Origin of the sequence: Xenorhabdus bovienii, assembly GCF_024721015.1 — a bacterium.
GTDB classification, from domain to species: domain Bacteria; phylum Pseudomonadota; class Gammaproteobacteria; order Enterobacterales; family Enterobacteriaceae; genus Xenorhabdus; species Xenorhabdus bovienii.
On sequence record NZ_JANAIF010000044.1, the window covers coordinates 1 to 13,454 of the forward strand.

Annotated in this window: 10 protein-coding genes; 2 read left to right on the top strand and 8 right to left on the bottom strand. The window is 43.5% G+C overall.

Features of this window, described 5'->3' with window-relative positions; all coding sequences use genetic code 11:
- The first annotated feature begins 280 nt into the window (after window positions 1-280).
- A complete protein-coding gene (locus NXS07_RS12400; RefSeq protein WP_038217699.1) occupies window positions 281-778 on the top strand; it encodes a hypothetical protein in 498 nt (165 codons plus the stop codon).
- A 92-nt stretch (window positions 779-870) separates the two neighbouring features.
- On the opposite strand, the gene NXS07_RS12405 is transcribed toward NXS07_RS12400, so the two are convergent.
- The 7 genes from NXS07_RS12405 to ppsR all read right to left on the bottom strand — a co-directional run bounded on the left by NXS07_RS12405 (window position 871) and on the right by ppsR (window position 9,236).
- On the bottom strand, window positions 871-1,665 hold the full coding sequence (locus NXS07_RS12405; protein ID WP_038217696.1) for a heme ABC transporter ATP-binding protein: 795 nt from the start codon (window positions 1,663-1,665) through the stop codon (window positions 871-873).
- Entirely contained in the window at window positions 1,665-2,666 is a 1,002-nt protein-coding gene (locus NXS07_RS12410) for a FecCD family ABC transporter permease (RefSeq protein WP_038221345.1), read from the bottom strand. Before NXS07_RS12410 ends, NXS07_RS12405 begins: the two co-directional genes overlap by 1 nt.
- Window positions 2,663-3,481 (bottom strand): heme/hemin ABC transporter substrate-binding protein, encoded by an 819-nt coding sequence (locus NXS07_RS12415; RefSeq protein ID WP_038221344.1) that lies wholly within the window; start codon window positions 3,479-3,481, stop codon window positions 2,663-2,665. The genes NXS07_RS12410 and NXS07_RS12415 overlap by 4 nt, the downstream gene beginning before the upstream one ends.
- Window positions 3,478-4,551: a hemin-degrading factor gene (locus NXS07_RS12420; RefSeq protein ID WP_038217690.1), complete on the bottom strand. Its 1,074-nt coding sequence runs from the start codon at window positions 4,549-4,551 to the stop codon at window positions 3,478-3,480. The genes NXS07_RS12415 and NXS07_RS12420 overlap by 4 nt, the downstream gene beginning before the upstream one ends.
- Window positions 4,552-4,624: 73 nt before the next feature.
- Window positions 4,625-6,685 carry a TonB-dependent hemoglobin/transferrin/lactoferrin family receptor gene (locus NXS07_RS12425; protein ID WP_038217688.1) on the bottom strand — a complete coding sequence of 687 codons (2,061 nt, stop codon included), beginning with the start codon at window positions 6,683-6,685 and terminating at the stop codon, window positions 4,625-4,627.
- Window positions 6,686-7,159: 474 nt separating this feature from the next.
- Window positions 7,160-8,206, bottom strand: a complete 1,047-nt coding sequence (locus NXS07_RS12430) for a 3-deoxy-7-phosphoheptulonate synthase (protein ID WP_038217686.1) — start codon at window positions 8,204-8,206, stop codon at window positions 7,160-7,162.
- Between the two features lie 166 nt (window positions 8,207-8,372).
- Window positions 8,373-9,236 (bottom strand): posphoenolpyruvate synthetase regulatory kinase/phosphorylase PpsR, encoded by an 864-nt coding sequence (gene ppsR / locus NXS07_RS12435; protein WP_038217684.1) that lies wholly within the window; start codon window positions 9,234-9,236, stop codon window positions 8,373-8,375.
- 248 nt (window positions 9,237-9,484) lie between these two features.
- Here ppsR and ppsA point away from each other — a divergent pair, with 248 nt between their 5' ends.
- Window positions 9,485-11,863 carry a phosphoenolpyruvate synthase gene (gene ppsA / locus NXS07_RS12440; protein ID WP_258086846.1) on the top strand — a complete coding sequence of 793 codons (2,379 nt, stop codon included), beginning with the start codon at window positions 9,485-9,487 and terminating at the stop codon, window positions 11,861-11,863.
- A gap of 466 nt (window positions 11,864-12,329) precedes the next feature.
- Here the strand turns inward: ppsA and ydiK are convergent, their stop codons facing one another.
- Complete coding sequence (ydiK, locus tag NXS07_RS12445; RefSeq protein ID WP_038197532.1) at window positions 12,330-13,439, bottom strand: AI-2E family transporter YdiK; 1,110 nt, start codon at window positions 13,437-13,439, stop codon at window positions 12,330-12,332.
- Window positions 13,440-13,454 lie beyond the last annotated feature (15 nt).

Sequence of the window (13,454 nt, forward strand, 5' to 3'; positions counted from 1 at the left end):
ATTAGTGGACGCGGTAAGTCAGTGTATTGTATTACCGACTATAACAAAAGTGCAGATAATTTCATTGATTAACTTAGAAACACATTAAAACCTCTTGCTCACCTGTTTATCTTTGATGTATAGCAGTAAAAATAATTCTTTATAATCTAAAGCTGATAGAATCACGATAGTTCGTATGCTATTAGTAACTATCATCTCAGTACTCCATTAACGGTGAAGCAATAACGAATCAAAAATATTGACGAAATATTTTTAGTAATTTCATCAGAGGGAGCACGACATGAAGATTATCAATATATTATTTTGTGCAGCTTTATATTGTTTGTTGATATCCCCAGTCCGGGCAGATGAGAAAATGGTTAATGCAGAAAAACAACAGATTCTTTCTGCTGACTATAATATGGAATTTAAAAATTACTCTTCTTCTGTAAATGATATCGTGATAGCCAAACGAAGTACCGACTGTATGTATGATAGTGGTGCAGATCAGATAAGGATTGAGCCTGGCAACCAGCAAAGTACCCACTTACAAGACAACGATAATTTATTTAGTGCTTGTACACTTAGGCCTAAATGGGTTGAGTGGGCGGTTTCTAGTGGCTCGATGAGTTGTGCTTTGAGATTTGAGCGTGGGTTTGATGGAGGATGGTATACGGTGATTAAAGGGTGTCCGGATATAGTCAAGAGCGCTACTTGTGGAGATGCCGACTGCAATCAGAATAACGTTTACGGAAGCTCATCGTATATGGATATAAGTGTGGAATTGCTTATTCAGTAAATTTAGCAAAATCCGCTGTAGTCCCTCGTTGTTTAGGCAAATTTTGTGAATACCAACAAAATTTGCCTTTTCCGTAGGGTTGCTGAGACTTGTTATTGCCGGAGATAAACTTGCGGTTGGTAGGTTTCAGGGTGCTGAGTAACCCCTAAATCAGCCCGATACCACTGTTTAAGAATATCATCACGCAGCACATCCTGCGGGGAACCAGACGCCACCAGTTTTCCTTTGTGTAACAGGATAATTTTGTCTGCGTAGAGCGCCGCCAGATTTAAATCATGTAGTACACAGCAAACAGCAAGAGGACGTTGGCGTGTCAGGCGATGTACCAGCCGTAATGTGTGTTGTTGGTGGTAAAGATCCAATGCTGATGTGGGCTCATCCAGAAATAGGCAAGATTCTGTTGGCTCTGGATGCCAAAGCTGTGCCAGTACTCTTGCCAGTTGAACCCGCTGTTGTTCCCCTCCGGATAACTGCTGATAATTTCGATGTCTCAGCTCTTCACATTCTGTCAGCATAATCGCTTCATCAATGGCAGTTTTTCTGTGGGTGTTTTCATGTGGCACACGCCCCATAGCAATGATTTCTTCCACACTGAAGGGAAAAGAAAGAGAACTGTATTGCCGCATAACGGCACGGATACGTGCAAGTTGCTGGGTTGGCCAGCGGGAGATTGGGACGCCTTTTAACAAGCACTCGCCTGAGTTGGACGGAATATAACCTGTTAATAAGCGTAACAGCGTAGATTTCCCGGCCCCGTTGGGGCCAATAATTGCAACAATTTCCCCTTTCTGAATGGAAAGTGAAATATCGTTGATGATCTGACGATGCCCAATGAAATAGTTTAGATTTCTGGCTTCAAGTAAATTTTCCGACATTACCGATTCCATTATAAACGGCCTCCTGATGGTTTAAGAATCAACCATAAAAAATAGGGAGCACCGATTAAACCAGTGATAAGTCCTACTGGTATTTCTGCAGGGGAAACTAATGTTCTAGCCAGTGTATCAGCACTTAACAGCAGACATGCTCCGCCCAACACTGAAATTGGCAGAAGCCAGGTATGATCACCGCCAAACCGTAGTCTGACAAGGTGTGGAATCACTAGACCGATAAAACCAATGACACCGCTCAAAGCGACAGCACATCCAATCAGTAGGGCACTCAGTAATAATAATTGATACTTAGTGCGCTGGACATTAATACCTAGGTAGTGAGCTTCTTCATCGCCTAATTGAAGCAGATTGAGTTTTCGTGATTGACTGAATGCCAGTATACAAACAGGAATAATGAGAGATGCGGCGATAATCAGTGTTGGCCATTCAATTTGGCTCAATGAACCCATCATCCAAATCGAAAATTGGCGTAATTGCTGATCGTTACTGACATAGCTCAACACACCGATAAACGACATACAAAGGGCATTGATGGCAATACCGGCAAGTAATAATTTTGATAGATTACCGTGGTTATATTTATTTAACGAAAATATCAGGAATGAAACCAGCAAACTGCCGACAAAAGCCGCAATAATATGGCCATATAACGCGATACTGGCAGGTAGCGTAAAAGGCAGAACAATTACCATTGCTACGGTAAGTGCAGCACCACTACTGATCCCTAATAAGCCAGGATCTGCAAGGGGGTTGCGGAACAACCCCTGCATCACGGCACCGGACACAGCCAACGCACCGCCAACCAAAATAGCCAGCAGAATGCGCGGTAAGCGGATATTTAACCAAATCTGCCACTGTGGGTCATCCAATGAGGATTCCCACAGGGTTTTAAAAGAAAGTGGCAATGCCCCCATATTGGCTGAACTGATTGCTAACAAGAATAGCAACAAGCCGAGAGCCATCAAGCCGAAACTGGGGAAGCGGGAGCGACTCATTGCACTTTCTCCGCCGCCTCGCGGACTTGTTTCATGACGGCTGGGGTTTGGATACCAAATCCAAGCAGACCCATTTCATCCACAACAACAACCTGCTTTTTCTTGCCCGCCGGAGTGAAATTCAACCCCGGAAGCTGCCAGAGTTTATCCATGCCACCCAGCGTTTTCAGCCCCTCTGTACTGACTAGCAGCAAATCAGGCTGGCTGGCAATAACACCTTCTTGAGATAGGGGACGATATCCTTTAAATCCCTGCATGGCATTCTGTGCACCGATGCTACGGATAATCTGATCTGCGGCTGTTTGTTGACCGGCTGCCATTGGCATGATCCCGCCGTGGCTCATGATAAAGATCACCTTAGTGGGAATATTTGACGTGTTGAGTTCGGCTAACTGTTGTCGATATTGGGAGGTCAGCGTTTCACCGCGTTTTTCCTGATTGACCGCCTTCGCGACGGTCAAAATTTTTTCAGGAACGGCTTCTAACGAGGCTTCGCTGGTCACTTTAATAACTTTTACACTAGAATCTTCGACTTGCTTAAGTGCTAGAGATGGTTGCGCCGATTCACTTGCTATCACCAGTGATGGGCGCATGGATAGGATCCCTTCTGAATTCAGCATTCGCATATATCCCACATCGGGGAGTGAGAGTAATGCCTTAGGGTTTTGGCTGGTACTATCCCTTGCGACAACGTGCTGTCCTTCGCCTAGTGCAAAAACAATTTCAGACACATCACCACCAATTGTGACAATGCGCTCAGCAGAGAATGCATTGCCAGAGGTGGCAAGCATAAATGTTAGAAGCCACTTTTTCATACTATACAAGTTTCCTTTTCTGATTCCAGTTTAGGCAGTGCGGCAATCTGCTTACGCCAATGTGCCTGTTCAGGCGTACCTTCGGTACGCTGGCCGTACAATTGAGCTATTTGGTTGCCTTCGGCATCAAATAGCTCAAGACTGGTGACAAAACCATCCGTTGTTGGCTTACGTGTTACCCAGCTTTCTACAATAGCACTTTCAATCAGGTGCAAAGTGAAATCACGATTGAAAATGTTGACCCATTTCTGAGGGGAATTTTCTTCCTGATAAGGCATCAGACGTTCCAGTTTGCCCGTGAAAATCTGAATACAGCCACGATTTCCGACAAAAATCATGATTTCATTTTGATCGTTATGTGCGGTTTCAACGATTTTAGTCAGTGATGAATTTTCAACACGGTAGGCCAGATCATTACCGACTGCATTGAAAATTTGCTGACGGTTCAGGTTATGACGGCTCATCATCATAAAGAATTGGTGAACGTTAGTCATAGCACGCCATTCTTCATCCAACTGAGCTTTCAGTTGTTCTGTGACTTCTTTGTGCTCAGATGCTTTTTCAGGTTGAATTTCCAGAGCTGGATTCTCATCGGTCTGATATTTTTCGATCAAGGCTTCCCATGCAGCCATATCGGTATCTTTGGTCGTGTACACTTTATGCAGCGCATCACCTTGGCGGTCAAAGAATTGAATACTGTGACGCAGGCCATTTTTGGCGGGTTCAACCAGAGAGAAAACGCTGGCCCAATGGTCGAAGAATAGTCGCAGATCAAGTTCTCGTGGGTTGAGAATCAAACCAACATGCGGGCTGAACTGCGTATTTTCATAACGGCCTACCTGTTCGTGAACGGCAAAATCATTACGGGTAATGGCTTTAGTTTCGCCGACGGTTACCAGTTCTTGAAGCAGGGCAGAAGCATCAACGCTCAAACGTTTTGCGTCGATACCAACACGACTATGCAATAATTCTCCTTCGCTGACATTGAGATAAGCCGCGAGATCACGTGCATATTTAGCTTTGTTATCCGCTTTGGCCTGTAGGTAACGTTCATAAAGTGACTGATTCACAATTGCTGGCTCCTTAAAAACTGCGTTTAAAAATAGTGTGTTAAAAGCGTATTAAAAACGGGGTTGTTGTTATCTACCACTGGTAGCTGATGAACAGTTTACCGTTGCGACCATCCTGTGGTGCACCCAATGGCGAGTAATATTCTTTGTCGAACGCGTTTCCAAGTACGACAGAAGTTGTTAGCCCTTTTAATTTTCCATCGCCGTGATAACTGACGTAGAAATCATTGACTCCGTAGCCTGCGTATTGAGAGAGCTTCTGACCGCGCTCATTTTTGTCACCATTAACCCCTCTGAACTGAGTATGTTGAGTAAATTTACCGATCCAACCAAGGGAAAAACCGGTGTTAGATAGAGGGATATCTAGCATGCTGGTCAGAGTATCAGGACTGAGGTCGGCGATAGATTCTCCTGTTTCTTCGTTTTTTCCCGTTGTTCGGTTGTAAGCAAGATTCCATGAGAACCAATTTGATTCATAACTCATTGAAGCATCCCAACCCCAAATTTTGGTTTTAGGGATATTGATTGACGTTGTAGATCTCATATCCGGCATTGTCACGATGGAAGTGATGTAATCCTTCGCTTGAGTGTCAAAATAACTGGCTTTGAATTTCAACTCATCGTTGCTGGAGAATAAATCATCGAAACGTAGCCCAAAGCCAGATTCCAGAGTTTCATTGCTTTCTGGACGCAGGTTAGGATTAGGTTTCCAGTAATTCGTGAATCCCGGCTTTCCTCTCATGGGTGGCATGTGGAAGTGCTTAGAATCGTTATACATTTCACCCATGGTTGGAGCACGAAATGCCTGAGAATAGGAAGTAAATAACATTGACCAAGGAGTTGGCGTAATGCTGACAGCGCCTTTTGATGACCATTTATTGGCACTGATATCGTCATATTTAGCATTTGAAGCGTTGTAATTGTCGTAACGTGTACCGACGATGAGTGAAACAGGCAAATCACGCAGGGTTATTTCATCTTGAACCCAGCCGGATGCAAAACGGATATCGGCATCAGGGAAACTTTCTGTATTGCCGTTTGGCTTCTGTTTCTGTTTGTAAGCTTCGCCACCGTACGTGAATTGATGAACTGAAAAAGTGTTTACACCCAGATGTGAACGGTTCTCTAATTTAACGCCGTAAGTTTCTTGTTTGCGGCCTTCAAAACCTTTCTCTTTGGTTTTTGCATTAATAGTGACGTCGGAATAATAGATATCCGCTTTGGTATTCAGCCAGTTGTATTCCGCCGGATTGAGTCGATAAGTCAGTTGTGCATCACGTTGTGTCGTGGTGCGATCCGCTCTCGGGTTATCGTTTTTAGCATTATCTGTGATAGCTTGCGGGTTTTTAGGCTCATGGGACTGATTGCGGTAATAGCGGAGTTCGCTACTGAGTGATTGGCTATCATTGATATTCCATTTCCCTTTTGCCAGCATATTACCAATGGTTTCATCGTTGTGACCGGTTAGGCCGTTACCATAGCGAATATTGCCAACATCACGGGTACTGAATGCAAATAACCCATCAAGTTGCTCTGTCTTACCAAATGCAGCACCACCAAATCCCAGACTATGATCACCTGTTGCTGCACGACTGAAAACACGAAAGCCAGTATTTTTTCCCTCTTGCAATAAATCGGCTGCATCAACTGTCTGGTAGGCAATAACGCCTCCCAGTGCACCGCTGCCATAAAGTAGGGCGGATGGACCACGAACGACTTCGACTTGTTTAATCAGGCTTGGATCGAGAAATAAACCATTGAGATGCCCGGTATCGGTTCCCTGACGAATACCATCAACAAGTGTTAAAACACCTTTTTTAGAATAACCGCGCATACTAATGTCTTGCCCATTGGTGCGCCCAGAACCAGAAACGTTAATTCCAGGAAGGTTACGCAGTAAGTCATGGGCATTACCTGCAACTCTATTGTTGGCCGAGTTTCCTTTAATGACTGTTACCATCATAGGTGCTTCAAAACTATCGCGTTCATTGCCAGTCGCGTAAACAGTCAAAGTATCTTTGGATGATGTATTTTCTTCAGCAGGAATTGTTGTTGCGTGAGCAGAAGATAACCCAGTCAAAATGACCACACTTAATGAAGATAATTTCAGGTTTGGTAATTTAATTGAGGTCATGCAGGTTAATCTCCATAATTTAACGGTGTTTTGTGCACAAAAATAACCCATCACCACGATATTGATCAGGCGAGTTTGCTGGGATTTTATTTGTTCGAATAAAGCTACGAGTTTTGGTCTGGCGTAATGGCATAAGCCATTTTGCCGATTAATTTTTATGGTACGTGATTATCCCAATAATTTCTGACTGTCGGCACACCAGTACAATCGTTTTTTACGGGATCACTGAATAGCTCAAGAAGAATCTGCTGTTGCAGGAGATTTGCGTGGTAGCACTGGCAGTAAGCTAATTTTTCCATAGTCAAATCTGAACAATAACTATTCTAATATTGAGAATAATTATCGTTTCAATTTTGACTAACTTCAAGTTATTTTTTCGAAGCTTATAATTATGATTTAATTTATTGATTTATATTGATATTTTAGAATTTCATCTAACTCTTGCAAGAAACAGGGGTCAGATAAAAGAAGTATTCAAGTACGATTTTTGACCGCTTCGGCCAGAGTATTGATAAATTGTTCGGTATCTTGCCAGCCAAGACAGGGATCAGTAATGGACTGCCCGTAGGTTAAAGGTTCTCCATGTACTACTTTTTGAGTACCTTCTACCAAGAAACTTTCAGCCATGACACCCGCAATAGATGTTGAACCCGATTGAATTTGTTGGCCGATATCTTTCGCGATATCTAGCTGGCGGCGATGGATCTTTTGACAGTTACCGTGGCTACAATCCACAATCAGGCGTTCAGTTAATTGATATTCATGTAATTTCTGGCAGGCGGCAGCAATATCTTCTGCTTTGTAGTTAGGCTTTTTACCACCCCGCATAATGATATGCCCATGGGGATTCCCGCCGGTTTGGTAAATAGTCATCTGCCCATCTTTGTCGGGAGACAAGAACATATGTTTGGCACGTGCTGCGCGTATTGCATCGATGGCGATATGCGTATTTCCGTCTGTCCCATTTTTAAATCCGACGGGGCATGACAGGGCAGATGCCATTTCCCGATGAATTTGGCTTTCTGTCGTTCTAGCTCCGATGGCTCCCCAGCTAATTAAATCGGCAATATATTGCCCTGTGACCATATCCAGAAATTCAGTGGCCGTCGGCATACCCAGTTCATTAATATCATTTAATAGCTTACGGGCGAGAGAGATTCCTTTATTAACCTGACAGGAGCCATCTAACAAAGGATCTGAAATTAACCCTTTCCAGCCAATAACAGTACGGGGTTTTTCGAAATAGGTTCTCATCACTATTTCCAGGCTGTGCTGGTATTTTTCACGCAATACTTGCAGGCGGGCGGCATAATCAAGAGCCGCATCAACATCGTGTATTGAACAAGGGCCAATAATGACCAGTAAACGCGGGTCATTGCCTGTAAGAATGGATTCAATTCGCTTGCGTGACAATGTCACATTTTGCAGGATTTTTTCTGATATAGGATATTGCTCAGCAAGTGCTTTGGGTGTAATCAAACGACCAATGGGACGGGTTCTTAATTCATCTGTTTTGTGCATATATTTTCTCGAATTCTACTTCACATTAAGGTAGTGTCTGTAATGATTGAAATCACAATAACTCAACACCCAGTAAATTCAACAAACAATAATGACATTTGCACGAGAAAGTATCGTGCAAAGATATTGTGAAAAAAGTACCGTAGAAAATGCTGGGGTTTCGAGATCAGAACATGCGGCGTTTCAATCCCATACTGTCAATAATTTTGGTTGAAATCTCTTCGACAGAATAATTGGTGGTATTTAAATAGTTAATTTTATTCTTACGAAACAGTGCTTCAACTTCAGCAAGTTCTAACCGGCATTGTCGCAATGAGGCATAACGACTATTTTCACGTCGTTCTTCTCGAATAGCAGCAAGTCTTTCTGGGCTGATGGTCAGGCCGAATAACTTATGCTGAAAGGGCTTTAAGGCGGCAGGTAATTGTAGATTGTCCATATCGTCTGCGGTGAAAGGATAATTTGCTGCCTGAATACCGAATTGCATGGCAAGATAGAGGCTGGTAGGGGTTTTACCGCAGCGGGATACGCCCAGAATAATCACTTGAGCCTGTTCAAGATTACGTAATGAAACGCCATCATCGTGAGCGAGAGCATAATCAATGGCTGCAATACGAGCATCATATTGCCCCAGATTCTTTTTGGATAAACCGTGGGTACGGTGTAATTCTGGCTTGGGTTCCAGCCCGATTTCCTGTTGCAGTGGAGCCACCAGTGTCTGGACAATATCCTGACAGAAACCGTCACTGCTTGTGATGATACTTTTTACTTCATCCGAAATAATGGAATAAAAAACCAGTGGCTTAAGCTGTGTTTCTAGATATATCGCGTTTATCTGAGTTTTGATTTCTTCTGCTCTCATTTTACTGTTTACAAAAGGCAGAGTATAAGAGGTGACTGTAAGCGGAAATTGGGACAAGACGGCATGGCCCAGTACTTCAGCTGTAATTGCCGTACCATCGGAAATAAAAAACACACTGCGTTCCAGAGTTTCATTTTCCTGTGTTTGGGAGATATGGTTTTCTGTCATTGTATCTTTCTTTTATTGTTGGGTTGACGGTGTATTATCGGATTTGTGGAGTTGTTGGCTGAATCGTTTTTATCACAAACTAGAACTATGGTTAACATTCCCGATTATACCCGCAAAAAAATAATATTGCTGGGTTGATCGATTCACCTTTCCATATATGACAAAACAATGTGCTAGGCTATTTTACGCTGTAAAGAACAGCCTTAATTTTCCGATTTGTACTTCCGAATGTAAAAAGGATAGTTTCAATGTCCAATAATGGCCTCACCCCATGCAATGTGCTCTGGTATAACCAATTAGGCATGAATGATGTTAATCGAGTTGGTGGTAAAAACGCCTCTCTTGGCGAGATGATCACCAATCTGGCTGAACTTGGTGTGTCTGTCCCCAATGGTTTTGCTACGACCGCACAGGCATTTAATGATTTTCTGGAACAAAGCGGCGTCAACCAGCGTATTTATCAGTTGCTTGATGAAACCAATGTTGATGATGTTAATCAATTAGCCAAGGCTGGCGCACAGATTCGTCGGTGGGTGATTGATACGCCATTTACGGTACAGCTGGAAAACGATATCCAAGATGCCTACCTACAATTGTCCGAAGGTGAACCCGATGCCTCTTTTGCTGTGCGCTCTTCTGCCACCGCAGAAGACATGCCAGATGCTTCTTTTGCAGGACAACAGGAAACTTTCTTGAATGTGCAGGGTATTGATGCCGTTATGGTTGCCATCAAGCATGTCTTTGCGTCACTTTTTAACGATCGGGCTATTTCCTATCGTGTCCATCAGGGGTATGACCATCGTGGCGTCGCGCTTTCTGCGGGAGTGCAACGCATGGTGCGCTCTGATTTGGCATCGTCTGGTGTAATGTTTACGATTGATACTGAATCTGGTTTTGATCAAGTTGTGTTCATTACGTCTGCCTATGGCCTCGGTGAGATGGTCGTGCAGGGGGCGGTGAATCCTGATGAGTTTTATGTCCATAAACCCACGCTGCAAAATAATCGTCCTGCGATAGTGCGTCGTAATTTGGGATCAAAGAGAATACGCATGGTTTATGCGGACAGTAAAGAGCATGGAAAGCAGGTACGTACAGAAGATCTGCCAGATGTGCTGCGCAATCGTTTCTCTTTGGCGGATGACGAAGTAGAGGCGCTGGCCAGACAAGCACTGTTGATTGAAAAACATTATGGCCGTCCGATGGACATTGAATGGGCGAAGGATGGGAATAATGGCAAGTTATATATTGTACAAGCTCGCCCTGAAACCGTTCGCTCAAATCAACAGGTGATGGAACGCTATCAACTCAACGCACAGGGTTCTGTATTGGTAGAAGGCCGTGCTATCGGGCATCGTATCGGTGCTGGTACGGTTAAGGTTATTCATAACCTCAGTGAGATGGATCGTATCCAGGCTGGTGATGTGCTGGTTACTGATATGACCGATCCAGATTGGGAACCGATAATGAAAAAAGCGGCTGCGATTGTCACCAATCGTGGAGGGCGTACCTGCCACGCCGCCATTATCGCCCGTGAACTGGGTATTCCTGCTGTAGTAGGTTGTGGTGATGCCACAGAACGCCTGAAAGAAGGGCAAGAAGTAACGATTTCCTGTGCTGAAGGGGATACTGGTTTCGTTTACCAAAATAAATTGGACTTTAGCATCCAAAGCTCCCAAGTCGATGAATTGCCAAAACTGGATGTTAAGATCATGATGAACGTGGGTAATCCTGATCGCGCATTTGATTTTGCCTGCTTGCCAAATGAAGGTGTGGGTCTGGCTCGTCTGGAATTCATCATTAACCGAATGATTGGCGTTCATCCCCGTGCTTTGCTCGAATTTTCCCAACAAACGCCCGAATTGCAGGAACAGATTAATGCGTTAATGGTCGGTTATGACAATCCTGTTGAATTTTATATTGGACGCTTGACGGAAGGCGTTGCGACACTGGCAGCCGCATTTTGGCCGAAGCGTGTGATTGTTCGTCTGTCTGATTTCAAATCTAATGAATATGCAAATTTAGTGGGTGGGGATCGGTACGAGCCGCATGAAGAAAACCCTATGTTGGGTTTCCGGGGGGCTGGTCGCTATGTTTCTGACAGTTTCCGCGAGTGTTTTGCGCTGGAGTGTGAAGCCATCAAGCGGGTGCGGAATGTTATGGGGTTAACCAATGTTGAAGTGATGATCCCGTTTGTACGCACGGTAACGCAAGCAGAAGCTGTCGTGGCGGAATTAGCTGTGCAGGGCTTGAAACGCGGTGAAAATGGGCTGAAAGTCATCATGATGTGTGAGATTCCATCGAATGCATTATTGGCAGAACAGTTTCTTGAACATTTTGACGGTTTTTCAATTGGCTCAAATGATATGACTCAGTTAGCGTTGGGGCTGGATCGCGATTCTGGTGTGGTGTCTGAGTTATTTGATGAGCGCAATGATGCCGTAAAACAATTACTTTCCATGGCAATTCAAGCGGCTAAGCGTCAAGGTAAATATGTCGGTATCTGTGGACAAGGTCCTTCGGATCATGAGGATTTCGCTGAGTGGTTAGTGAAAGAAGGCATTGACAGTTTATCGCTGAATCCAGATACCGTGGTAAAAACCTGGATTTCGTTGGCTGAAAACAATTAATAGAAAATAATTCAGGCCTGAATTAAAAAGCCTGTTGGAATATTTGCAGGCTTTTTTGTTTTGTGTAACACAATCTTTTTTGACATGGATGAATAATTGAGGGATAACAGTAAAAATTCCAAAAAAAAAAGCCTATCATGGGCTGACAGGCAAAGACTACACACAGCAATATTTATTACGTTACTCGCTCCAGCTTTTGGCGTGTATAGGCTGGAGCAGCAATTCGTAGGAAACGTTTGTTTCGATGAAAAGAATACTAATTTAATAAATGAGTTTATTCATTAAGAATCCTCTTAATAAATGGGAGTTGGAAAAGAAAAACGAGGGATATAACTTTTTTGCAACAAATTACATGGTTTTTTTATTAACCTTTGGGTATGAATTTATATTTGTGATAAAACTGGGAGTTTATATTCATCAATATGATAATTGCGCGAAAAAATAATATTTTCGCGCAGCTGTTTAATTATTCTATATGATCTTTTTTGAAGTATTTTTCAGTGTCTTCTGTCTTATTTTCAGGTTTAGGAACTTCATTCATCCATGCTAGCAGTAAGCGATAAGAGACGGCCAATACAACAGGACCAATAAATAGTCCAATCAAACCCAATGAAAGTATGCCACCGATTACACCTGTGAGTATTAAAACCATGGGCAAATCTGCCCCAAGTCGAATAAGGAAAGGACGAAGCACGCCATCCATTGTGGTCAAGACCAGGCTCCAGATAACGAGAATGGTTCCCCAAGTTGTTTCACCTGTCCAATAAAGCCACGCGATAGACGGAACGAGCACCAATAGAGGCCCCAGTTGGGCAACACAGCATATAAACATCAATACAGTCAGTATCATTGCATAGGGAATGCCTGCAATTGCTAATCCAATTCCACCGGCGATTGCCTGTACCAGTGCCGTGACAACCACACCAAGAGCAACCGCACGAATAGATTGGGCAGCCAGCAGTACGACTGCATCACCACGTTGGTCTGCCAGCCGGATGGCAAAATGACGGATACTTAACATGACCTGTTCACCTTTCCAATAAAGCAGAACACTGAACAGTACCATAATTGCGAGATGGAACAGGAAACGACCAGCGTTGGCCGCTTGGGTAAAAAACCATGTTGCTGTTTTACCAATATAGGGTGGGATTTTGGTGAGAAGAATGTTGCTGCCATCAGCAATCATATCCTGCCATTTAATATACAAATCTTCGCCTATGACTGGAATCCGGCTGAGCCACTCTAATTGAGGCAACTGAAACGTCGAGGGGGATTTTGCCCACTCAATCAATGGCGTGCTGTTTTCCAGCAAGCTACTGACCAATAATGCAATCGGGATAACAAATAATAAAACTAGCAGCAATGTCATAATAGAAACGGCAATCCAGCGTTTTCCCCATAGATGTTGTTGTAATTTTTCTAATAATGGCCAAGTTGCAATAACGACCATTCCGGACCAAATGAACCCCAGGACAAATGGACTTAAGACCCAAAAGCAGGTCGCGATGAGCAGTAGAATAAAGAACAGCACAAATAGCAGTTTGGGTAAATCCTGGCGTGATTGCGATTTTTCCATGAAATTATTTCTCTT

Excerpts from the sequence above, each read along its gene's own strand:
- NXS07_RS12400 (WP_038217699.1), top strand. The coding sequence starts at position 281 with ATGAAGATTATCAATATATTATTTTGTGCAGCTTTATATTGTTTGTTG.
- NXS07_RS12405 (WP_038217696.1), bottom strand. The coding sequence starts at position 1,665 with ATGGAATCGGTAATGTCGGAAAATTTACTTGAAGCCAGAAATCTAAAC.
- NXS07_RS12410 (WP_038221345.1), bottom strand. The coding sequence starts at position 2,666 with ATGAGTCGCTCCCGCTTCCCCAGTTTCGGCTTGATGGCTCTCGGCTTG.
- NXS07_RS12415 (WP_038221344.1), bottom strand. The coding sequence starts at position 3,481 with ATGAAAAAGTGGCTTCTAACATTTATGCTTGCCACCTCTGGCAATGCA.
- NXS07_RS12425 (WP_038217688.1), bottom strand. The coding sequence starts at position 6,685 with ATGACCTCAATTAAATTACCAAACCTGAAATTATCTTCATTAAGTGTG.
- NXS07_RS12430 (WP_038217686.1), bottom strand. The coding sequence starts at position 8,206 with ATGCACAAAACAGATGAATTAAGAACCCGTCCCATTGGTCGTTTGATT.
- ppsR (WP_038217684.1), bottom strand. The coding sequence starts at position 9,236 with ATGACAGAAAACCATATCTCCCAAACACAGGAAAATGAAACTCTGGAA.
- ppsA (WP_258086846.1), top strand. The coding sequence starts at position 9,485 with ATGTCCAATAATGGCCTCACCCCATGCAATGTGCTCTGGTATAACCAA.
- ydiK (WP_038197532.1), bottom strand. The coding sequence starts at position 13,439 with ATGGAAAAATCGCAATCACGCCAGGATTTACCCAAACTGCTATTTGTG.